At 63.6% G+C, this 21,068-nt stretch carries 20 protein-coding genes; 2 read left to right on the plus strand and 18 right to left on the minus strand.

Going from position 1 to position 21,068, the window contains the following annotated elements:
• Window positions 1-178: 178 nt before the first annotated feature.
• The gene (locus AB0H22_RS07555) at window positions 179-937 is read right to left on the minus strand and encodes a crotonase/enoyl-CoA hydratase family protein (RefSeq protein WP_180749351.1); all 759 of its coding nucleotides are present in this window, start codon (window positions 935-937) and stop codon (window positions 179-181) included.
• 47 nt (window positions 938-984) lie between these two features.
• Window positions 985-2,076, minus strand: a complete 1,092-nt coding sequence (locus AB0H22_RS07560) for a phosphotransferase family protein (protein ID WP_180749352.1) — start codon at window positions 2,074-2,076, stop codon at window positions 985-987.
• Window positions 2,077-2,191: 115 nt separating this feature from the next.
• Here AB0H22_RS07560 and AB0H22_RS07565 point away from each other — a divergent pair, with 115 nt between their 5' ends.
• The gene (locus AB0H22_RS07565; protein ID WP_180749353.1) at window positions 2,192-3,478 is read left to right on the plus strand and encodes a nucleoside permease; all 1,287 of its coding nucleotides are present in this window, start codon (window positions 2,192-2,194) and stop codon (window positions 3,476-3,478) included.
• Window positions 3,475-4,305: a tyrosine-protein phosphatase gene (locus AB0H22_RS07570; RefSeq protein ID WP_358145779.1), complete on the plus strand. Its 831-nt coding sequence runs from the start codon at window positions 3,475-3,477 to the stop codon at window positions 4,303-4,305. Before AB0H22_RS07565 ends, AB0H22_RS07570 begins: the two co-directional genes overlap by 4 nt.
• A gap of 23 nt (window positions 4,306-4,328) precedes the next feature.
• Here AB0H22_RS07570 and AB0H22_RS07575 read toward each other — a convergent pair whose 3' ends face one another.
• The 16 genes from AB0H22_RS07575 to AB0H22_RS07650 all read right to left on the minus strand — a co-directional run bounded on the left by AB0H22_RS07575 (window position 4,329) and on the right by AB0H22_RS07650 (window position 20,812).
• Complete coding sequence (locus AB0H22_RS07575) at window positions 4,329-4,808, minus strand: DUF456 domain-containing protein (RefSeq protein ID WP_358145781.1); 480 nt, start codon at window positions 4,806-4,808, stop codon at window positions 4,329-4,331.
• Window positions 4,809-4,820: 12 nt separating this feature from the next.
• Complete coding sequence (locus tag AB0H22_RS07580; protein ID WP_358145783.1) at window positions 4,821-5,561, minus strand: hypothetical protein; 741 nt, start codon at window positions 5,559-5,561, stop codon at window positions 4,821-4,823.
• Window positions 5,562-5,605: 44 nt separating this feature from the next.
• A complete protein-coding gene (locus AB0H22_RS07585) occupies window positions 5,606-6,976 on the minus strand; it encodes an MlaD family protein (RefSeq protein ID WP_180749357.1) in 1,371 nt (456 codons plus the stop codon).
• On the minus strand, window positions 6,973-8,175 hold the full coding sequence (locus AB0H22_RS07590) for an MlaD family protein (protein WP_358145785.1): 1,203 nt from the start codon (window positions 8,173-8,175) through the stop codon (window positions 6,973-6,975). The genes AB0H22_RS07585 and AB0H22_RS07590 overlap by 4 nt, the downstream gene beginning before the upstream one ends.
• Before the next feature lie 32 nt (window positions 8,176-8,207).
• Window positions 8,208-9,347 carry an MCE family protein gene (locus tag AB0H22_RS07595; protein ID WP_180749359.1) on the minus strand — a complete coding sequence of 380 codons (1,140 nt, stop codon included), beginning with the start codon at window positions 9,345-9,347 and terminating at the stop codon, window positions 8,208-8,210.
• On the minus strand, window positions 9,344-10,369 hold the full coding sequence (locus AB0H22_RS07600) for an MCE family protein (protein ID WP_180749360.1): 1,026 nt from the start codon (window positions 10,367-10,369) through the stop codon (window positions 9,344-9,346). Before AB0H22_RS07600 ends, AB0H22_RS07595 begins: the two co-directional genes overlap by 4 nt.
• Window positions 10,366-11,418, minus strand: coding sequence for an MCE family protein (locus tag AB0H22_RS07605; RefSeq protein ID WP_358145787.1), 1,053 nt, complete (start codon window positions 11,416-11,418; stop codon window positions 10,366-10,368). The genes AB0H22_RS07600 and AB0H22_RS07605 overlap by 4 nt, the downstream gene beginning before the upstream one ends.
• Window positions 11,415-12,947: an MCE family protein gene (locus AB0H22_RS07610; protein ID WP_180749362.1), complete on the minus strand. Its 1,533-nt coding sequence runs from the start codon at window positions 12,945-12,947 to the stop codon at window positions 11,415-11,417. Before AB0H22_RS07610 ends, AB0H22_RS07605 begins: the two co-directional genes overlap by 4 nt.
• Window positions 12,922-13,782: an ABC transporter permease gene (locus AB0H22_RS07615; protein ID WP_180749363.1), complete on the minus strand. Its 861-nt coding sequence runs from the start codon at window positions 13,780-13,782 to the stop codon at window positions 12,922-12,924. The genes AB0H22_RS07610 and AB0H22_RS07615 overlap by 26 nt, the downstream gene beginning before the upstream one ends.
• Before the next feature lie 9 nt (window positions 13,783-13,791).
• Complete coding sequence (locus AB0H22_RS07620) at window positions 13,792-14,658, minus strand: ABC transporter permease (RefSeq protein ID WP_180749364.1); 867 nt, start codon at window positions 14,656-14,658, stop codon at window positions 13,792-13,794.
• Window positions 14,659-15,014: 356 nt separating this feature from the next.
• Complete coding sequence (locus AB0H22_RS07625; protein ID WP_180749365.1) at window positions 15,015-15,461, minus strand: MaoC family dehydratase; 447 nt, start codon at window positions 15,459-15,461, stop codon at window positions 15,015-15,017.
• Entirely contained in the window at window positions 15,461-16,423 is a 963-nt protein-coding gene (locus AB0H22_RS07630) for an NADPH:quinone oxidoreductase family protein (RefSeq protein ID WP_180749366.1), read from the minus strand. The genes AB0H22_RS07625 and AB0H22_RS07630 overlap by 1 nt, the downstream gene beginning before the upstream one ends.
• Window positions 16,420-17,286, minus strand: a complete 867-nt coding sequence (locus AB0H22_RS07635) for an SDR family oxidoreductase (RefSeq protein WP_180749367.1) — start codon at window positions 17,284-17,286, stop codon at window positions 16,420-16,422. Before AB0H22_RS07635 ends, AB0H22_RS07630 begins: the two co-directional genes overlap by 4 nt.
• A 65-nt stretch (window positions 17,287-17,351) precedes the next feature.
• Entirely contained in the window at window positions 17,352-18,770 is a 1,419-nt protein-coding gene (locus tag AB0H22_RS07640) for an aldehyde dehydrogenase family protein (RefSeq protein ID WP_180749368.1), read from the minus strand.
• A gap of 180 nt (window positions 18,771-18,950) precedes the next feature.
• Window positions 18,951-19,898, minus strand: a complete 948-nt coding sequence (locus AB0H22_RS07645; protein WP_180749369.1) for an SAM-dependent methyltransferase — start codon at window positions 19,896-19,898, stop codon at window positions 18,951-18,953.
• Window positions 19,895-20,812: a class I SAM-dependent methyltransferase gene (locus AB0H22_RS07650; protein WP_180749370.1), complete on the minus strand. Its 918-nt coding sequence runs from the start codon at window positions 20,810-20,812 to the stop codon at window positions 19,895-19,897. Before AB0H22_RS07650 ends, AB0H22_RS07645 begins: the two co-directional genes overlap by 4 nt.
• Between the last annotated feature and the right edge of the window lie 256 nt (window positions 20,813-21,068).

A 21,068-nucleotide genomic window follows, 5' to 3' on the forward strand; every position in this document is an offset into this window, starting at 1 on the left:
GTGCATGTCAGCTGTGCGTACATTCAAAAGTACTGGTCACAGGCATTTACTAGTGACAAGTTCGCACAACTAACTACAGTACGCCGATTGACTGGGAGCGCCACCGCTCTCCTTTTCGAGAAGAGCGGTGGCTCTCAACTCAGGAGAGCGCGGCACTGCCTCCGCGGAAAAAGTGAAGCTACTTGCCCTTCCAGACGGGCGCGCGCTTCTCGGCGAACGCCTTCGCACCCTCCCTGGCGTCTTCGGACACGAAGATCGGCATGAGGATCTCGCCCTGCTTGGCGAAGGCCTCCTCGGGCGCCCAGCTCGCCGACTCGATCACGATCCGCTTGGTGGCGGCAACGGCCAGCGGGCCGTTCGCGGTGATCTTGGCGGCCAGCTCCAGCGCGGCGTCCAGCGCCTGCCCATCGTCTACGAGCCGGTTGATGAACCCGTACTTGGCGGCATCCTCTGCGGTGAAGGAATCACCGGTCAGCGCCAGCTCCATCGCGACCTGGTACGGGATCCGGTTCGGCAGACGCAGCAGGCCACCGGCACCGGCCACCAAACCCCGCTTGACCTCGGGAATGCCGAACTTAGCGCTCCGGCCCGCCACCACCAGGTCGCAGGACAGCACGAGTTCGGTGCCACCGGCCAGTGCGAAGCCCTCCACCGCGGCGATGATCGGCTTACTCGGCGGCACGTTGGTGAAGCCGAGGCCACGCTCGGACAGCACCGCCTCACCACTCACGAACGCCTTGAGATCCATTCCGGCGCAGAAATTTCCACCCGCACCGGTGATGATGGCGACGGACAGGTCATCAGAGCTGTCCAACTGATCCGCTGCGGCGGCGAGTCCCTGGCTGACTGCCCTGTTGACCGCGTTACGCGCATCCGGACGATTGATGGTGATCAGCAGGACACGGTCACGCTGTTCGATCAGGACTTCGTCGGCCATGGCATTCCTCTGGGTAGTGAGCGAGTCGGTGAATTTGTTCCTTGATGCTAGCCAGCGGGCGGGATCAGGCTGCGAGCTACCGAAAGCAGTCTCGGAACACCCTGTTCCAGCTCCGCGAAGAACGGGTCATCGGTGGTACCGGCGAGGTGCCGTTGGTACGACACCTCGAGCAGCGTGGCGAGTTTCCACCCGCCCAATACCTGGTAGTAAATCAAATCTTCTGGTGTCCAATAGCTTTGGTCGCCGGTGCGGGCGCTGCGGTAGGCCTCGGCGATCTCGGCATGGGAGGGGCAGCCTTCCTGCGCTGTCACCGATCCGGTGAGCTCCGCCATCGCGACCTCCCCGCCCGGTTCTGGGGTCATGTACAGCAGGTACCCCAGGTCGGCCAGCGGATCGCCGACAGTCGCCATCTCCCAGTCCAGTACCGCGGTGACCCGCGCCGTTGCGGGGTCGACGAGCACGTTGTCCAGCTTGTAGTCACCGTGCACCACGGCTGCCGGGCGATCCCCCGGGTAGTTCTGGGTAAGCCATGCGGTGATGGCCGTGTGGTCCTCCAGATCACGACCGGTGGGCAGCTCCTTGATGGACTCCCATTGCCCGCCCCACGTCTTCAATTGCCGCGCCAGATAACCGGATTCACGTCCCAGCTTGGCCTCCACCAACCGCGTGGGATCGGCATTGTGTATCTCGGCGAGCGCGACCGCCAGGTCGAGGACCAGCTCACGCCGTATCGAGCCGACGAACCACTCCGGTGAGACCTCCCTGATCACCTCGCCTTCCTGACGTTCCATCAGGTAGAACGGGGCGCCGAAGATCTCGGCATCGGTGCTGGCCAGCGTGACACGCGGAACCCGCACCTGCGCAGCGCTGAGCGCGTCGAGCACCCGGTACTCACGCATCACGTCATGCGCGCCGGCCTGCAGCCGACCGAACGGCGGACGCCGCATAATCCACTGCGTATCAGAGGTTCCCGTGACCACATAGGTCAGGTTCGAATGTCCGGCGGAAAGCCTGCGTACCGTGACCTCCTCCCCCAGCTCCCGGTTGAGGTACTCCAGCAGGCTCGGCGGAATGGCATCGGCGTCGAGCGTCGCGTCGCCGATGAGGGGTTCAGACGAAGAGGACACATCCTTGTGCATGACACATGTTTACCTGACGGCCTAAACCCCGAGACAGGCGATGGGGCGTTCTTTGCTTGTTCTCCGAACCGATTGCGCTGCCAACTGCGCCGACGTCCATCACTATGGGTACTCAATGAAGATGTCCACCCGCCTTGTCGTCATGAACTTCCTGCAGTTCTTCGTATGGGGAGCATGGCTGCTGACGCTTGGGGCGTACTGGTTCAACAACAAGCACTGGTCGGGTGCGCACTTCGGGGCCGCCTTCTCCACCATGGGCATCGCCGCAATCATCACGCCGCCGATATTGGGCGTGATCGCCGACAAATGGGTCAACGCCGAAAAGCTTTACGGAATATTGCATCTGGGCGGTGCAGCGGCACTCTTCAGCCTGCCCCTGGTGACCAGTCCCACGACCTTCTTCTGGGTTCTGCTCCTCAACATGCTGTGCTACATGCCGTCACTGTCTCTGTCGGTCACCGTCGCCTTCAACGCTCTCAAGAACGTGGGCAAGGACACTGTCACCAGCTTCCCGCCGATTCGGGTATGGGGCACGGTGGGATTCATCGTCGCCCTGCACACCGTGAGCCTGCTAAACCTAGAAACCTCGGCCGGTCAGTTCTATGTCGCGGGCACCGCGGCGGTACTTCTCGGGCTCTTCGCCTTCACCCTGCCGCCGTGCCCGCCGAAGTTCGATCGCGCACACAGCACCACATTCGCCGACAGATTCGGGCTCACCGCGTTCACACTGTTCCGCCACCGCAAGATGGCGATCTTCTTCATCTTCGCGATGCTGCTCGGCGGCGCCCTACAACTCACCAACGCCTACGGCGATACGTTCTTGCACGACTTCGCCGATGTCGACGCCTACAGGAACCTCTTCGCCGTCGAGCATCCGGCCATCATCATGTCCATCTCGCAGATCTCCGAGACGCTGTTCATTCTGGCCATCCCATTCTTCTTGCGACGCTTCGGAATTAAGACGGTCATGCTCATGAGCATGGTGGCGTGGACCCTGCGTTTCGGCCTGTTCGCCTACGGCAATCCCGGGGACGGGCTCTGGATGATCGTGCTGTCCTGCATCGTCTACGGGATGGCCTTCGACTTCTTCAATGTTTCGGGCCAGCTATTCATCGAGGATCAATGCGGTCCCACCATTCGAGCGAGTGCACAGGGCCTGTTCATGCTCATGACCAACGGGTTGGGCGCCATGCTGGGCAGCCTGATCAGCGGAGCCGTCATCGAGTACTTCTTCACCAACCCCGACCACAGCAAGAACTGGCATGGCATCTGGCTGAGCTTCGCTGGATACGCACTGGTGGTGGCGATCGCGTTCTTCGTACTGTTCCGCCACAAACGGGGTGAAGGCATCAGCAGAGACCCCGAAACCCCGGAAACACCGACCGCTACCGTGGGGGTGTGACGATCTCCAGCACCGAATCGACTGCCTCCCCCGCCGACAGCACGGTAGAGGGCATCTGGAACTTCCGGGACGTCGGCGGTGCAGATTCTCCGGTCACTATTCGGCCTGGCGTACTGTTCCGATCCTCTGAGCTCAGCGGTCTGACCACGGCAGGTGCCCAGACACTGCGGGCGTACGGCGTAACCGACCTGTACGACCTGCGCAGCGCCACCGAGATCGAGCGCACCGGCCCCGACCGGGTCGACGGTGACATCCGGGTGCATGAGGTTCCGTTCGCCGCCCCGGTGCCCGGTGAGGAACGTGCACCGCATGAGGTCGCCTATCGACAGATGATGATCGAGAGCGTCACCTCGGGCCGCGGCCCCGACCCGGCGCTGCAGGTGAACTTCATGCTGGCCGAGTACCGCCGGTTCGTCGAACTCCCCGGCACCCTCGTCGCCCTGAAGGCAGTGGCCGATCAAATCGCCAACGGCGCAACAGCTTTGGTGCACTGCGCCGCAGGCAAGGACCGCACTGGCTTCCTCATTGGGATTGTGCTGCATACGGTGGGCGTCGACTACACCGATATCGCCGCCGACTATCTCCTCAGCAATGCGGCAATCGGGGCGATGCGGGCCCATATCTCGGCACAGATGTCCGCCGCCGAACCCGAGCTCGCACAGACCATGGCATCCATGCTGTCCGATGAGGTGCTCGGCGTCCGCGAGGAGTACCTCGACACCGGATTCGGCCAAGTCACAAACGTTTTCGGATCTCCCGAGGCGATGCTGAAGGCCGCCGGGATCGACGGCGAGGGCCTGACCGCGCTACGGACAGCGCTCACCTAACCCTCGCTCGCAGAGGAGAGAAATCAGGTAAGCACGGCGCCGAGCCAGATTCCCGCCGACACCATCGCGCCAATCATCTCGATACCGATCGAGGTGGCAACCGCTTTCACCGCGGTGACGGTGGCTCCCCATGCCTGCTTCTGGCTGCTGCGTCGAATGAACTCCGCGAGATAAGTGCCCAGCACAAAGCCGATCACCAACCCCACCACCGGGATCACGAAGAACCCGATGATCGCCGCGATCCCGCCAAGCACCAGGCTGAGAGTGGGTACCCCCGCTTCACGCATGCGCTGAGCGGGCCACACATACTTCACCACCGTGGTCACGATGGCCAGCGCCACCACAATTCCGAGAACCACCCAGGCCTTCGTGGTCGATTCGAACAGCGCCCACGCGCCGATGGAGAGCACCACCAACATGGTTCCGGGAACCATGGGCACCACGATGCCGACGATCCCTACGGCGATCCCCAAGGCGACAAGCAGTAGCCCACCGACAGTCATCGGATGCGGGTCTTAGGCCAGCTCGACGTCGCTGGCGAGCCAGCGTCCGTCAATCTTCTCCATCGTCATCTGGACTCGGCTGCGGTCCATGCGAGCGTCCGGCACCGCGACATTGGACACCGCCTGATCGATGAACAGGAGCACCTCAACCTTGTTCGGTGTTGCCGACTTCACCGCGGAGTCCACGACGACGCCACGCGAACTGGCCTTGTTCTCCACCAGGATCTGCCGCAGCTGCGCACTGGACTTGCCGTACATGTCCTTGAACTTGCCTGTCGACCCGTCCATGGTCTTGTTGTAGTTGTCGTCAAGCTTGGCGCTGTCCACGTTGGTCAGCACACCGGCGAATTCCTGTGCCGCGGTCAGTGCCTCGCTAGAGGACCGCTCTTCGATGCGCTGCTCTTCGTAAAGCCGCCCCACGACGGCCGTGCCGGCGGCGATAGCGATCACGGCGACCGCGGCCGCCGTCCAGGTCAGATGGCGGCGCTGGAAACCGCCCGGCTTGTCCTTGTCTTCGTCATCCGGTTCGAGGCTGATGTCCTCGTCATCGGAGTCATCGGCACCCTTCGCAGACGCCTCCGCATCGAAATCGGCGACCTCTTCGGCAGCGGCTTCCGTTGCCTCGTCCGCCGTAGCTTCGGCTTCCTCGGTCGCCGCGACCGGAGCCGCCTCGACCTTCTTGGAGTCTGCGGTATCCGCGTCTTCCTTAGCAGCCGCCTTCTTGGCGTCCTTGCCGACAGCGTCATCTGCCATGGTTGTGCTCCTTGCGCGTCTTACTGGTACCGATCCGGGCGTGCCTAACGTCCGGTAGGTGAAGTATTACCGAAACCGGGCGGTGGCGCGGGCGCCTCGGGAGGCAAAGGTGCATCCCCAGGGATCGGGAGAGGCCACTGAGGTCCACCATACGGCGTCGGAACGGTCCACTTGCCCCGTGGCGTCGGATCGGACACCTTGGCCAGATCCGCGTTGGACGGCGGACCCGCGGTGTCATCGTCGGCCGGACGCGGTGCATTGCGAGCGCCGCGCACCAGCACCGCTGGATCCGGGTTGGCGCAATACGTGGAGTACAGCGCCGGCTCGTAGAAGCTGGCGTCCGATACGGGCTTCCGCGGCGTCGCGTAATCGCACGTCGGCCGCGGGTACAGCAGGTCGGCCAGCGCCCAGATGGCGCCGTCGTGGAAGATCGACGCCACGCTCTCCAATGTTGATCCACGCACCTCCGGCCCGGGGAACAGCGCATTGAGTGCGGGGACACGCACGTAGTTCAGCTGCGCAACCGTGGCGAGATTGCCCAGCAGTTGCACCATGGTGTCTGAGTTGTCGGCGAAGAGGTTGTCCACACCGGTCAGCGCCTTCGGGGTGGTACCGAGCAATGTCCGGAATCCACCGTCCATCTTCTTCAGCCCCGCGAAGGTGCTGCCCAGCTGCTGGCCGGTGGCATCCAGGCCCGAGTTGAGGTCGACGAGGGTCGAGAACGTGACCCTGCTGGACTTGAGCAGGGTCACCGTTTCCGGCAGCACACCATCGAGGGTGGTGATGAGGAAGGTGCCGCCGTCGAAGATATCGGCAAGCTTGTCCGGACCCTGCGCACTAACGCCGATCTCCTTACGGATGACGCTGAGCTTGTCCGGATTGAGCTGTGCCAGCAGACCATCGGAGTCGGCCAAAACCTCTGCGAGGGTCATGGGAGTGGTCGCCTGGCCCAACGCGATGACACCGTTGTTCCCCAGGAACGGACCGGCGTTGGTCGTCGGACGGAAGTCAAGGTATTGCTCACCGGCAGGCGAGAGCCCGGAGACTCGCACCTCGCTGCCGACCGGCAACTTCACTCCGCCATCGATCGACGCCGTTGCGACCACGCCGCCCTTCTCGAGGTTGACGGACTGAATCCGGCCGATCGGCACCCCGCGCAGTGTGACTTCCTGGTTGGGCAGCAGCCCGCCACTTTCGTGTAGCTGCACCTTCACCTGGTACTTGGACTCGATCGGGTTCACCTTCAAGGTCCCGAACATCACGTATCCGACGCAGATGACGAGGATCGCAACCAATCCGACCACGGACAGCCACTTCCAGCTGCGCTTGAAGACGTCGGACAGCGCCAGCAGTCCGCGGGAAATCGATTCCAGCAGACCCCCGGACTGGGCCGGCCTCACCTCGGGCGCGGTCATCGGCCCGGTCCCGGCTCGGGTGCGGCCGGCGCGGGAGCAGGCTCCGGCGCCGGAGGATTCGGCGCAGGCGGGTTCGGACCCTGACCCACGACCCGCTCCTGCAGTCGGTACAGCGCGTACTTGAAACTGCCGACGAGGTAACCCCAATCCGCCTGCTTGGGACCGTGGAATGTCGGGTCACCCTTGTACCCGGCATCGGGCCAGTTGCCGAGTGCCAACTTGGCCATGTTGACATCGACGGCCAGTGCGCTACCCGCGTTCGCCTTGACGGCAACTGGTATCAAACGGTTCAGCGCGACCAGGCTGGTGTCCGGGCTCGTCGCGATGTCGTTGAACCCGCGCGCGATCGAGTTGAAGTCGGCGATCATGCTGCGGCTATCGGTGCCCTGGATCGACGGGAATTTCGCCAGCTGATCGGAGATGTGCCCCACGGTGTCTGCGAGGTCGCCCACCTGATCTGGATCGATCGCATTCAGTGCCGGCGCCGAGGATTCCAGCAGATCGTTGATCGTCTTCTCCCGAGACGACAGTGTCGACGCCAACTGGGAGGTCTTGTCCAGCGAGTTCTGGATCTGCGCCGAACGGCCGTTGAGTGTGCCCATCAGTTGATCGGACTGCTTCACGATGTTGCCAAAGACGATGCCGTTGCTACCTTCACCGCCGGAAGACTTTCCGAGTCCATTGACCAGGTGCGTCAGGTTGCGGATGACACCGCCGTTGACGAGCACGGCCGCGGAGGCCAGCACGCCCTCGACCGTGGCGGCCGATGACGTGCTCTCCAGGTCCAGGGTGCCCCCGTCTTTGAGGAGCTGACCGGTCGGTTTAGCCGGCGGCGTCACGGCGACGAACACGTCGCCAAGCGGGGTCGCCGTACGCAATTGGGCGGTGGTTCCGACGGGCAATCGCACACCCTGCCGCACCCGCAGCTGAACCACTGCCACATAGTCGACGGCCTCCATCGACTCGACCTCGCCGACATCGGCACCGCCGAGACGCACCTTGGCCTTCGCGGGCAGGTTGAGTGCGTTGGCGAACCGCGCAGTCAGCTTGTAGGACTCCGAGCCCATATTGGGGGCGGGAAGCGGGAGGCTGTCGAGTCCCGGTGGGGAGCAAGCAGATACGGCGAGAACACCGACCGACGCGAGAGTGGCGAGCCTCAGCTTCGAAATTCGCATCCGTGTCCCACGCTCTTCGCGCATGCTGGGGGTCCCTCCCGCCTGCGGGGGCCTCATCACTGCCCCATCCTGGTCATGCCGTCGAGCATGTACGTCAGCCCGAAATCGGGACCGTAATCGGCCAGCGTCCCGGTGCTGCATCCAAGCTGCCGCAGACCCATCATGTTGCAGATTTCCTTGCTGAACTGGCTCTCGAGCAGCAGCTTGTCCAACATCGGGTGCAGTCGGATCGACCCGTTCACCGGGTCGATGGTGCGATCCAGGTTGTCCAGCAGCAGCGGCAGCAGATCCAGGGTTTCCTTGAGCTCGCGCTGGTTGTCGGTCAACGACTTCACGGTGACGTTGGCGTTTCCGAGCAGACCCTTGATGACGTCACGGTTCTTATCGATGAGCTCGGCGGTGTTCTTGAGGACCTCGTTCGCCTTACGTCCCGTGGTGCCAGTCCCGAACCGCTCGGCGGCCAAGACCTCGGAGGTGCCGTGTACAGCAGAGCCGAACTGACGAATTGCCTTGTCATTCTCCGACATCGCGTTCACCAGTGAACTCACGCTCTTGATGATGGTGGAGAGCTGGTCCTTGGTCTCGGCGCCGTCGGTGGTCATCTTCAGCGCCTTGGACAATTCGTCCAGGGCGGTCTTGACCTGTTCGCCGTTACCCGAAGCGGCCTGTGCGCCCACATTGACGAGGTCCGCGACCGGACCACCGCCCTTGCCGTCGCCCTTCATCGCCGAGCTGAGCTTGTCGACGGTGGCGAGCACCCTGTCGAATCCGACAGGAGTACGGGTGCGGTCGAGTGGGATGGTGTCGCCGTCCTTGAGCACCGGCCCCTCGGTGTACGGCGGGCTCAGTGCGACGTGCCGGTCGGTGAGCACCGAGCTGGTGAACGCGGCCGCGATGACGTTCGCCGGCACCTTCACGTCCCTGTCGACGTTGAACTTGACCTCAACGTAGGTGCCCTTGGCCGCCACCGATTCGATATTGCCCACCGGCAGTCCAAGCACTTCGACGACATTGCCTACGAAAAGGCCGGACCCCTCGTCGAATTGTGCGGTGACGGTGATCTTGTCATCCACCAGGCCGGCCTTGCGTAGACCTAGGTAGCCGCCGATCAGGGCCAGCACCGCGAGGACGGAAACCGCGCCGACCAAGAACACTCGGCGAGCCTTGGAACCCTGCTGGGTCACGTTCACGCTCATGCGCAGTCCTTGAAGTACTCGAGAAGGCCCCACTGCTGTGAACGGCTGCTGATCGCGCACATCCAGTTGTCGACGACCAGACCGTTGTTCAGGTTGATGTTCATGGAGTACGCCGAGCCCGTCGCATTGGTTAGGTTGCGTAGCGGTACGGGCAGGATCTGCAACAGGTTTCGCACGTAGTCGTCGTGGTCACTGGCCATCGCCGTGACATCCTTGAGCTGCCGCAATAGCGTCTCGAAGGCAGGCCGGTCCTTGACGACGACCTTGCTCAACAGCTCGACCACCTTGGTGATCGATCCCATCAGGCGCTGGAACGATGCCTTCCGGGATACGAACTCCCCCAGCAGATCCCGGCCCTGGAACACCAGGTGGCCGAGGTTCGCCTGCTGCCGATGCAGCGTCGAGGTCACGGTGGACGCACTCTTGAGCAGCTCGCCGATCTGTCCCCGCCGGGTGGTGACGATCCCCGACAGCTCCTTGAGGTTTTTCATGGCGTCGGGCAGTGCCTCGGGCAGCCCGTCGAGCTGTTTGGCCAGGATGTCGATGGACTGCGCCAACTTGGCCGTGTCGACCTGTTCGTAGGTGGCGGCCGTGTCTGCGAGCAATGCCTGCAGGTCGTAGGGCACCTCGGTGTGCGACAACGCGATTCGCTTGTTCGGGATGACACCCGCGCCACGCGGACGCAGCTCGATGTACCGCGAGCCGAGCAGTGTGGTGGTCTTGATCGCGGCCTGCGTCTCGGAGCCGAGCTTCACCTCGTCACGCACCCGCATGTCAACGAGCACCTTGGTGCCATCGAGCACAACGCTTTTCACCTCGCCGATGTCCACACCGGCGACGCTGACGTAGTCGCCCGCCTTGAGCTGCGCCGCCTGGGCGAACTCGGCCTTGTACCGGGTGTACCCGAATCCGATCTGGCGGTAGAGCAGCATCGAGGCAATGATCGCGGTGACGACACCGACGGCGATCATGCCGATCCAGAACTTGCTGCGATCCTCTAACGTGCGTTCACGGGGGCTCATTCGATCCCTCGGCATTTCGGTGTGTACTTCGCGACGCCACCGTTTGTGGCGTGCCGGACGATCGCGGGAACCAGGTCGTTGAGTCCCGGGAAGAAGCCGTTGATGTTCAGCGCGCAGGCGTACGAATTTCCGTATGCGCCATCCTGAGTCGTACGAGCCAGACCCTTGAGCAGCAGCGGCAGGTTGGAACCGAGGAACGCGAACTGGTCTTGGTTGGCCAGGATGTGCGCGGCCGCACCGGGCTGGCGGTAGAGCATCTCTTGCAGCTGCGGGTACACATTGTCGCCGATGGTTTGGATCCGGCTCACCACATGCGTGGCCGAACCGATGGAGGACACCAGGCTCTGGCGACGGTTATCCAGCTCGCCGACGACGTTCTGACTCTGGACGACGAGCTGGTCCAGGTTGTCGTTCTGCTTGGCGACGTTGTCCAGGACGGTGTTGAGGTTGTCGATGAGCTGACCCAGCGACTGATCCCGTCCGGCAAAGGATTTCGTAATCTCGCTGGTCTGCGCGACCACGTGGGCCAGCGCGCCGGTGTCCCCGGAAAACGCGTCGATGAGCCCGTTGGACAGGTTGTCGACCTGCTTCGGGTCAAGCAGCGTGAACAACGGCTCGAATCCGTTGAGCAGCGCGCCGACGTCGAAGGAGGGCTCGGTGCGCTCCACCGGGATCACGCTGCCCTCGGCCAGACGCTCCGGACTACCCTCTAATCCTCGGGACAGCGAGATGTACCGCTGACCGATGATGTTCTGGTAGGTCACCGAGACAATCGAGTTGCCGTACAGGTTCTGGTTGCTCTTGACCCGGAACTTCAGCTTGGCGAGTGCGCCGTCCAATTCGATCGAATCGACGCGGCCCACCCGCACACCGGCGATGCGCACGTCGTCACCGGCTCGTACACCGGTGACATCGGTGAAGATCGCGGTGTAGCTCTTGGTCGAGCCCGTGGTGTCACGGAGCAAGGTGCCGTACACCAGAGTCGTCACGCCTATAGCGAAGACAACGAACAGCGACAATCCGATCACTGCGACCCGGAAGTTCTTCATCGTCCACCCCCCTGTGCTGGATTGGGTTGGGCGACATCAGCATCCGATGCGTCACGACTGACCGAGATTGCCGTCCCACGCGCCACCGGACCGAGGAGTAGCTGCTGCGAGGCGCTCGGGTCCCCACCCAGTGCCTTGCCGAGCTGCTCGCGTTCGATTGCGCTTCCCACTGGGCCGACGTTCCCGCCGAACGAGGCCGGAGCCACCCCGGCAGGTGCGGGGTTAGGCGGTGGGCCGAAGGGCGGCAGAACCGGATTGGCGGCCCTGTCGGACTCCTGCGGGTTCGGGCCGGTGCCGTGCAACATGATGTCGGCGGCCGTCGGCGGGAAGATCGTTCCCGCAGGCGGGGCGATATCCGGCGGCGGCTTGTAGCTGCCGGGCTGGAGTACCTCGGGGATGTCGATCCACTGACGCGTCTCGGGTGCGGTCGTGCAGCTGGGTCCGGCGAGTTCGCCGTACCGCGGGCAGTCGTCACGCACGTACGTCCAGGCCGGGGTAAACGACAGGATCAGGTTGAGGCCGAGAACCTGGCGACCCGGATCCCAACCATTGGCGAATATCGCATCCGACAGCACCCTGATACGTGAGGCGATCGGTGTGAACTTGTCCGAGTGCTGTGCGAGGACTCCGACGACCGGGGTCAGGTGGGTACCGATTCCGATCATCTGGTCGATGTGGTTATCAATGGCGGTGGCGGCTGTACCGGTCGTGTGCAAGCCCGCCGAGAGCAGCCCGCGCACATCGGATTGCTTCTGGGCCAGGGTGCGCAGCGGCACCAGGGCGTTCTCTAGATTGTCCAGCAGCCGCGGCGAGGTGGTGCTGAGCGCTTCCGTCATCTTCTCCAGCGCGGCGATCGTCGAGGGATCATTGGGGCTGGCGGTGACCATAGCGTTGAACTCGGTGAGGATGCTCTGCAGCCGCGCACCCGAGGTCAACAGCTTGTCACCGCGTCCCTGGGTGGCCTCCCCAAGTACGCCGATCAAACCGATCGGCGGATCGCCCCGTTGCCGTTCGGTGGCGGCGAGCACCTGGCGCAGCTTGTTGGTGGTGGTCTGGAACAGCACCGTCGGCAGTTTGGTGTCCTCGGAGATCACGGCGCCGTCGCGCACCGCTGCGCCGTCACCATTGTCGACCAACTGCACCGAGGAGACCGCGAACACATTGCTCGGCACCACGCGCGCGGTGACTGTGCTCGGAATCCCTTGAGCGTGCTCCGCCTTCAGGTCGATCTGCACGATGTTCGGCTTGCCATCCTCGGCAGGGATGACGGAAGTGACGGCGCCGACGAGCATGCCCCGGAACTTCACGTCGGCACGCTCGGGCAGGCCGTCGCCGACGTTCGTCAGTTGTGCCTCGACCTTGACGGTGTCTTCCAGGTAACCCTTGGACTTGGCCAGCAACAGGCCCGTCACCAACGCGAGGATGGTGAGCACCGAAAGACCGCCGAGCAGCAGGGCACGGTCGGACCAGCCACGTCCGTTCGGGGAAATCGAATTGCTCACATCAACCACCGAACCTTGCGCCGGCATCGACTCCCCAGAGCGCCATGGTGAGAAGCATGTTCACGATGATCACGACGGTGATGGCCGCGCGCATGGCGTGCCCCGCGGCCACGCCCACGCCCTCGGGCCCGCCCGAGGCGTTGAATCCGAAGTAGCACTGGATGGTCGAGGCGATCCACACGAAGATGACGGCCTTGATTACCGAGTAGACGATGTCGGTGCCGCTCAACATCATCGTGAAGTAGTGGTCGTAGGCGCCGCCGATCGAGCCTCCGCTGGAGATCCCGACGAGCAGGCGGCAGGTGATGTAGCTGACGACGAGGCACAACAGATACAGCGGGACGACCGCGACGGTGGACGCCAGCAGCCGCGTCGTCACCAGGTACGGGATGGGCCGGATCGCCAGCGCGTCCAGCGCGTCGATCTCCTCGTTGATGCGCTGGGCGCCCAGCTGCGCGGTGAACCGGCAACCGGCCTGCATCGCGAAGGCGAGGGCAGCCATCACCGGCGCCAGCTCACGGGTCGACACCAGGGAAGAGATGAATCCGGTGGCCGGGCCCAGGCCGATGATGTTCAGCAGGTTGTAAGCCTCGATACCGATCAGGGCGCCGATCGTGCCACCCAGTACGGCGGCGACGCCGACCGTTCCGCCACCGGTCACCAGCGATCCGTTACCCCAGGTCACATCCCCCAGCAGCCGGAAGAACTCCTTGGAGTAGTAGCGCAGGGTGTTCGGGATGGACGCGATGGCCTCCACGAAGAACGCCAGCATGTGCCCGAGACGACGAACCGACTGGCCGACCTTATGCCCGGCGTCGATGATCGGCTGGACGCCCTTGGGGCGATATGCGGAGATAGTCATGGCGCGCCCTTATATCCCGTGTCTGGGGAAGACCATGACGTACACCTGGCTGACGAGCACGTTGACCAGCATGAGGATCAGGATCGATTCGACGACGGCGGCATTCACCGAGTTGGCGACACCGGCCGGACCGCCCTTGGTGGTCAGCCCCTTATCGCACGCGACGATGGCGACGATGAGACCGTAGAGAATGGCCTTGAGTAGCGCCAGAATCAGATCGTCGACTCGGGTGAACGAGGCGAAGGTAGCGACGAAGCTGCCAGGCGCGCCGTGCTGGAAATACACGTTGAACAAGTAACTCGCCAGGAAGCCGACGAAGCAGGTGGTACCTGTCAGCCCGACGCCCACTAGGACGGCTGCGGCGACGCGGGGCACGACGAGCCGTCGGATCACCGACACACCCATCACTTCCATGGCGTCGATCTCTTCGCGCATGGTCCGTGATCCCAGGTCCGCGGTAATGGCCGAGCCGACCGCGGAGGCCATCAGCACCGCAGCCACCAGCGAGGCGCCCTGGCGCACGATCGCGACACCACTGGCCGCACCGGCCAGGGAGGAAGCGCCGACCTGGCCTGCCAACAAGGCGAACTGAATGGAGAGGGTGACACCGATCGGGATCGCGACGAGCAGCGTCGGCACCACCGCGCTACCGGCCATGAACGCACCCTGGTGAATGAATTCCTTCCACGGGAACATGCGGTGGAAGAGATCGGAGAACATGTACTGCATCGACCGGATGCCCAACACGATCTGGCTGCCCGCGGTCTCCACCGCCTGCACCGGATGCTTGCGTACGTACTCTTTGAGGGCGCCGGATACCGCATCGCGTGAAGGCGTGGCCGACCGCGCCGGGCGTGTCCCCTCGAACGTGGTCATCGTGCACTCACGATCGAATGCTCGGCGGCAACACGTCCGTGTGCTGGCAGACCCACCTGATGCCCTCTCGTCCCAAACCTCTCGGGCCACTATCTTCGCTGGTCACAGAGAAAGCGAGGCCCGAACTGAGCAGTAACATAACACCTGACTGACGTGATCTACACATCGTCGTAGATCACGGTGAGATTTTCGACACCCTGCACTGTTGGGTGTCCAATCAATTGACAAAGCCTCGGTCGCGATTCTATTGGGCGAGAGTAGGTATCACGCCTATGACCTTGTTGTTCTTCGCCTCTTGCGATGGAGCGCATGAAATGCCCTGTGCCCCCGGACCGCTAACGCGGCACTCAGACGCACTACGCGATGTACCGCGAAATCGATTCGGCCACACAGGCCGGCTTGTCTGCGCCGTCGATCTCCACGGTCGTCAAGATCGTCACGTCCACGGCACCGGGTTTCTGATCGACGTTGGCGATCTCTCCTCGGGCCCTAAGCCTCGATCCCACCCGAACCGGATTGATGAATCGAACCTTGTTGTAGCCGTAGTTGATTCCCATCGAGATGTTGTCGACACGGATTAGCTGCAACTGGAACTGCGGCAATAAGGCCAAGGTGAGCAGCCCGTGGGCGATGGTTCCGCCGAACGGACCTTGAGCGGCGCGTTCGGGATCTACATGGATCCATTGGTGATCGCCGGTCGCGTCGGCGAAGGTGTTGACGCGCCCCTGGTCCACCAAAAGCCAATCGGTGGTACCCAGGTCGCCGATGGCGACCTGGGCGATTCCGTTGAACACCTTGGCCATTACGGAACCAATACCATCTTTCCGAACACCTTGCCGTCGGCGAAGTCCTGAAGCGCTTGACGCCCTTCGGACAACGGCACCCGCGCACTCACGGGTGGCCGCATGCCCTCCGCCACCAGCTTCTCCAGCCCTGCCTGGGTTTCATACAGGTACTCCGAATGCGTACGCAGGAACTCACCCCAGGCCACACCGACCAGCGAGGCGTTACGCAGCAAGAGGCGATTTACCTTGATTGTCGGTATCGCACCGGCCGCGAATCCGACGACCAGCAGCCGTCCTTCGGAGGCCAGCGTGCGCACCGCATCGTCGAAGGCGGGTCCACCGATCGGGTCGACCACCATGTCGACACCGATGCCGCCAGTCGCCTCCCGCACGGCCTTCGCCCAGCCCTCTTCTAGCGGCAACACGATGTCGGCACCGACGCTCTTGACGAATTCCGTTGCAGCAGTCCGGTTGACCACGGCGATGACCTTGGCACCCATGCCCTTGGCTATCTGGATCGCAGCGGTGCCGATTCCACCTGCCGCACCAAGTACCAGCACCGTCTCCCCGGCACGAAGCTGTCCGCGGCGGGCATAGGCGAAGTACATGGTGTGGTAGTTCGCGATAAGCGCGACGGCCTCGGCATCGTCCAGCTGCGGCGGGGTGGGCAGGATGTTGGACGGAGCCACTGCCACGCGTTCGGCATATCCGCCAATGAAATTGAATGCCATCACCCGGTCACCGGGATTGATCCCGGAACCCTCCGGAGCCGATCGCACCACTCCGGCGGTTTCGATCCCCGGGACGAAGGGCGGCTCCATCTTCAGCTGGTATTCGCCCTTGGTCATCAGATAGTCAGGAAAGCAGACTCCCGCGGCCTTGACGTCGACGATGACGACGTTGTCACCGCGCGGCTCCTCAACATCGGTGTAGACCAGCCCCTCCGGGCCCGACAGTGACTGCGCCTGTATCGCTTTCATGCGAGCGACGGAGGGCCGGCCTTAACGGCATTCGACAAATCGGCGATCTGCGACCACTTCGCCGCGACATCGTCGACCGTCGGCGGTGCATCGAAATCCGCGCCAGCATTCTCGAACAGCGCGACGCGTTGCACCTTGCCGCCGCCGACCACGAAAACCGAACCGTTGTCAGTGCTTTCCTCGGTACACAGGTATCCGACGACCGGGGCCACGAAGGACGGGGGCAGCTTGTCCAGCACCGCCTCGGGGGCGATATCGGCGGTCATGCGGGTGGCTGCGATCGGTGCAATCGCGTTGGAGTGGATGTTGTACTTCGCACCCTCCAACGCGAGGGTGTTGATGAGCCCGACGAGACCGAGCTTGGCCGCGCTGTAGTTGGCCTGCCCGAAATTGCCGAACAATCCGCTGGTTGAGGTGGCGACCACGATGCGCCCGTAGCCTTGGTCCCGGAAATGTGACCAGGCGGCGCGGGTGATGTTGTACCCGCCGTACAGGTGAACCTGTTGCACCGCATGCCAACCGTCGTAGGTCATCTTGTGGAACGTGCCGTCTCGCAGGATGCCGGCGTTGCTCACCACACCGTGGATGGCCCCAAACTCGTCGATGGCGGTCTTGACGATGTTGGCGGCACCTTCTTCGGTGGCGACGCTGTCGTAGTTGGCGACGGCGCGGCCACCGGCCGCCTTGATCTCCTCGACCACACCGTCGGCCATCGCCGAACCGGCTCCAGATCCGTCGCGGGAACCGCCCAAGTCGTTGACGACCACCGAGGCACCCTCGCCGGCCAGCGTGAGCGCGTACTCGCGCCCCAATCCCCCACCGGCTCCGGTCACGACAATTACCCGGTCTTGCACTCCCGGCATGCAGAACTCCTATTCACTTGGCACATCGTTGGGTTGCTGAATAATACGGAGAACGAAACCTCTAGCTACATAAGCTTTTTCATCAACTTCAGGTTCTTCTCCAGGTACGGCGGGTACGGCAGCTTGAGGTCCATCTTGGTGCTCTTGTACAGAGTTGATTTGAGGTGGCTGAACTCGTCGAAGCCGGCCTTGCCGTGGTAGGAGCCCATGCCGCTGGCACCGACACCGCCAAAGGGCAGTTTCGGGATGACAGCGTGGTAGAGCAGGTGGTTGATCACCGTGCCGCCGGCCGGCACGTCGTCGATGAATCGGTTACCGACCTGCTTGGACTCAGTAAAGGCGTAGGCAGCCAGTGGCTTTGGCCGCGAGTTGATGAAGTCGATGGCGTCACTCAAGGAGTCGGCCGTCAGCACAGGAAGGATCGGCCCGAAGATCTCGTTCTGCATAAGCGGCTCATCCGCACTCGGATCCACCACGATCGTCGGCTCGATGGTGAGCGCAGAAGCATCGGTGCCACCGCCGGTGGCAACCTCTCCTTCGGTCGCGGCTAGGTAACCCACCAAGCGATCGAACTGGCGCTGGTTGACTATCCGCAGTCCCTTGGACTCCTTATCGGCCTGGAACTCCGCCCACGCAGCCGTGATCTTCTCGACCAACTCATCGCGAACCGCCGGGTCGACCAATACGTAGTCGGGGGCCAGACACACCTGACCGGAGTTGAGGCCCTTCATGTATCCGATGCGGCGAGCGGCCACCTCGATGTTGGCATCGGCGGCCACGTAGACGGGTGACTTGCCCCCCAGTTCCAACGCGACCGGTGTCAGGTGTTGCGCCGCACCTTCCAGGATGCGCTTGCCGATCTCGGCGCCACCGGTGAACAGTGCCTTGTCAAAACCCTGGGCGAGCAGTTCCTGCGTCACCGAGCCGTCTCCCTCGACAACCGCCACTGCATGCGGGTCGAGGTACTGCGGAATCAGTTTGGCCATCAACGCCGACGAGGCGGGCGCGATCTCCGATGGCTTGATGGCCACCGTATTGCCCGCAGCCAGCGCGCCGACCACAGGCCCGAGCGTCAGGTACAGCGGGAAGTTCCACGCACCGATGACCAGCACCGTGCCGTACGGCTCGGGTACCGACCATGCCTTGGCCGGCAGCTGGGCGAGCGGAAGACCCCGCACCCGCCTGCGTCGCATCCAGCGTCGGAGGTTCTTGCGGGCATAGACGACCTCGACGACCGACCCGACAACATCGGCGATCCAGGCTTCGGCCGAGGAGCGACCCAAATCCTCGTGCAACGCGGTGGCGATGACGGCCTCGTTCTCGGAGAAGAGTCGCTCCAGGCCGACCAACTGAGCCTTGCGCCAGTGGTAATCGCGGGTCCGACCGGTCGCGAATGTTTCCCGCAGGCCCCGGACGATGTCCGGAATGCGCGAGGGCTCGGGCGCAGCGTCCTGCTCGGCGGGCGTAGAGATCTCGGTGGTCATATCCGTTCCTCTCGATTGCACGCTCATCGTCAAGCACATCGCCGCAGGCCACGCACATACACACGGACTAACGATGGCAGCTTAGTGAGCTGTATCACCGATGGTAACCAACCGGTTGGGGCCTGAGAACCCCCGCACCCCAGACGCCGACGCCACCTGGCGGAACGCGTGACATTGGCGCTAGCCCTTGAGCTCGGCCTCGATCAGGGTGTTCCCGCGCAGGTCCTCCTCGAGATAGGCCGACCGGCCCGCATCAACCATCTCCACCTCGGCGGGTATCGCCCGCACCGTCCACCCGCGGCCGGCGAGCCACTGCGGGACATCGGTGCGGTTTTCGTCGTGGTACATCAGCGACCCGACATCGAGTGACTCTCCGTCGATTCCCGCCAGCTTGCGAGCCCGGTCGAAGTGTTCACCCATCCTGCTGCGAAACTCTTGCCTCTTGGCGTTGTCCGGCCCCACGGCCTCGACGGCGATCCGACTGCCCGGCGCGCTCTGGCCCACGATCAGTTCGAAGAGCCGGTCCTGTGCCTCGGTCGGCAGATACATGAGGAGCCCCTCGGCCAGCCATGCGGTGGGCGATGCGACATCGAATCCCTCCTGCTGCAATGCCGCCGGCCAGTCCTGCCTCAGGTCGACCGGCACCTCCCGCCTGAGACAAGCCGGCCGCACATCGTGCTCGTCAAGCGTCTCTCGCTTGTACTGCAGCACCAGCGGCTGGTCGATCTCGTACACGGTGGTGCCGACCGGCCAATCCAGCCGATAAGCACGAGAATCCAGGCCGGCAGCAAGGATCACCACCTGAGTGATTCCCGCGTGGGCTGTCCGCTCAAAGAATCCGTCGAAGAATCGAGTGCGCACTGCCTGGTAGTCCACCGCGTACTGCATGATGCGGTCGGCATCTGGGTCAAGCCCGGCGAGCTGCTGCCGCAGATCATCGCTCGCGATCACCGACCAGGCCCCAGCCCCCGCGCGTTCGACGAGAAGGTGCGCAAACGGGTCGTCGATCAGCGGTGTGTCGCTGCGAGTTTCGGCCGCACGGGCTGCGGCCACCATTACCGCGGTGGCGCCCACGCTGCTTGCGATGTCCCAGCTGTCGTCTTCGGTGCGTGCGGTCCTGTCGGTCACCGGAGTTCTCCCTGGATCAGCTGGCCGCGGAATGTCCCGTGCTCGATGTCCTCGGGTACCGGCCGTCCCAGCCGCGCCATCTCGTCGTGTGCGTCGGTCTTGGTCACCGACCATCCTTGCGCCCCAAGCCATTCGGCGGGATCGGCCCGGTTCTCGTCCTCGTAGACAAGGTTTTCGATCTTGACGTCGACATCGACGGCGGTCTTGAAGGCGGCGCGCACCTGTTCACGGCGGGCGGCCTCTTCCTCGCTCTCGTCCATGACCAGCTTGCCGTGATATCCCTCCACGGCAATGCGGCTGCCCTGCGCGCTCAACGCTCCGACGTTGACGAAGAGGCTGTCTTGCGCATCGGCTGGCAGATACGGCAGCAGGCCCTCGGCAAGCCATGCGGTCGGCTGCGCGGAATCGAACCCGGCATCACGCAGCGCGGCCGGCCAGTCCTCGCGCAGGTCGATGGCCACACCGCGTCGCTGCGCCGTCGGCTGATAGCCGGCGAGCGCAGCGGCCTTGAATTCGAGAACTTGGGGCTGATCGATCTCGTACACGGTGGTGCCGGTCGGCCAGTCGAGGCGGTATGCGCGGGAGTCCAGCCCGGAGGCCAGGATGACGACCTGCCGGATACCCGCGGCGGTCGCGGCAAGGAAGTAGGCGTCGAAGAAGTTGGTGCGGGTGGCCTGGTAATCGACCATCCGGCCGTAGATCCGGCCGGCCTCGGGATCCGGCCAGTCGACGTCACCCGCCGCCAGCTGTTCCCAACCCGTCGACTTACCGGTCGCGTCGACGAGGATCCGCGCGAACGGATCGCTGATCAGCGCGTCGGGGCGCAGTGTTTCGGTGGCGCGTGCGGCGGCTACTCCGAGAGCAGTCGCACCCACGCTGGAGGTGATGTCCCACGTGTCCCCATCAACCCGCATGCCGCTCCTATCTCAAGGCAAACTAGACCCAGTAGTGAGCAATGCTACAGATCTCCCGCTGTGGCGGGCATTGTGCGACGGGTCACATTCACCCTGGTCGGGCCCAGGTAACTAGACCCTTTCTTCATTTGCCCACTCCATCGGACGCGCCATACGATGAGAAGTCAACCGCCAGGACACACCTGGCCAATTCGTGCAGTTCCTACACAAATTTCGCATAGGGTTCATGTCTGAATCCACCTCGTGACCCACCCTG

Source organism: Mycobacterium sp. NPDC050853 (genome assembly GCF_040653875.1).
Lineage (GTDB): Bacteria > Actinomycetota > Actinomycetes > Mycobacteriales > Mycobacteriaceae > Mycobacterium.

Excerpts from the sequence above, each read along its gene's own strand:
- AB0H22_RS07650 (WP_180749370.1), bottom strand. The coding sequence starts at position 20,812 with ATGCGGGTTGATGGGGACACGTGGGACATCACCTCCAGCGTGGGTGCG.
- AB0H22_RS07620 (WP_180749364.1), bottom strand. The coding sequence starts at position 14,658 with ATGACCACGTTCGAGGGGACACGCCCGGCGCGGTCGGCCACGCCTTCA.
- AB0H22_RS07635 (WP_180749367.1), bottom strand. The coding sequence starts at position 17,286 with ATGCCGGGAGTGCAAGACCGGGTAATTGTCGTGACCGGAGCCGGTGGG.
- AB0H22_RS07580 (WP_358145783.1), bottom strand. The coding sequence starts at position 5,561 with ATGGCAGATGACGCTGTCGGCAAGGACGCCAAGAAGGCGGCTGCTAAG.
- AB0H22_RS07595 (WP_180749359.1), bottom strand. The coding sequence starts at position 9,347 with ATGAGCGTGAACGTGACCCAGCAGGGTTCCAAGGCTCGCCGAGTGTTC.
- AB0H22_RS07585 (WP_180749357.1), bottom strand. The coding sequence starts at position 6,976 with ATGACCGCGCCCGAGGTGAGGCCGGCCCAGTCCGGGGGTCTGCTGGAA.
- AB0H22_RS07615 (WP_180749363.1), bottom strand. The coding sequence starts at position 13,782 with ATGACTATCTCCGCATATCGCCCCAAGGGCGTCCAGCCGATCATCGAC.
- AB0H22_RS07575 (WP_358145781.1), bottom strand. The coding sequence starts at position 4,808 with ATGACTGTCGGTGGGCTACTGCTTGTCGCCTTGGGGATCGCCGTAGGG.
- AB0H22_RS07610 (WP_180749362.1), bottom strand. The coding sequence starts at position 12,947 with ATGCCGGCGCAAGGTTCGGTGGTTGATGTGAGCAATTCGATTTCCCCG.
- AB0H22_RS07605 (WP_358145787.1), bottom strand. The coding sequence starts at position 11,418 with ATGAAGAACTTCCGGGTCGCAGTGATCGGATTGTCGCTGTTCGTTGTC.
- AB0H22_RS07565 (WP_180749353.1), top strand. The coding sequence starts at position 2,192 with ATGAAGATGTCCACCCGCCTTGTCGTCATGAACTTCCTGCAGTTCTTC.
- AB0H22_RS07600 (WP_180749360.1), bottom strand. The coding sequence starts at position 10,369 with ATGAGCCCCCGTGAACGCACGTTAGAGGATCGCAGCAAGTTCTGGATC.
- AB0H22_RS07560 (WP_180749352.1), bottom strand. The coding sequence starts at position 2,076 with ATGCACAAGGATGTGTCCTCTTCGTCTGAACCCCTCATCGGCGACGCG.
- AB0H22_RS07590 (WP_358145785.1), bottom strand. The coding sequence starts at position 8,175 with ATGCGCGAAGAGCGTGGGACACGGATGCGAATTTCGAAGCTGAGGCTC.
- AB0H22_RS07630 (WP_180749366.1), bottom strand. The coding sequence starts at position 16,423 with ATGAAAGCGATACAGGCGCAGTCACTGTCGGGCCCGGAGGGGCTGGTC.
- AB0H22_RS07555 (WP_180749351.1), bottom strand. The coding sequence starts at position 937 with ATGGCCGACGAAGTCCTGATCGAACAGCGTGACCGTGTCCTGCTGATC.
- AB0H22_RS07625 (WP_180749365.1), bottom strand. The coding sequence starts at position 15,461 with ATGGCCAAGGTGTTCAACGGAATCGCCCAGGTCGCCATCGGCGACCTG.
- AB0H22_RS07640 (WP_180749368.1), bottom strand. The coding sequence starts at position 18,770 with ATGACCACCGAGATCTCTACGCCCGCCGAGCAGGACGCTGCGCCCGAG.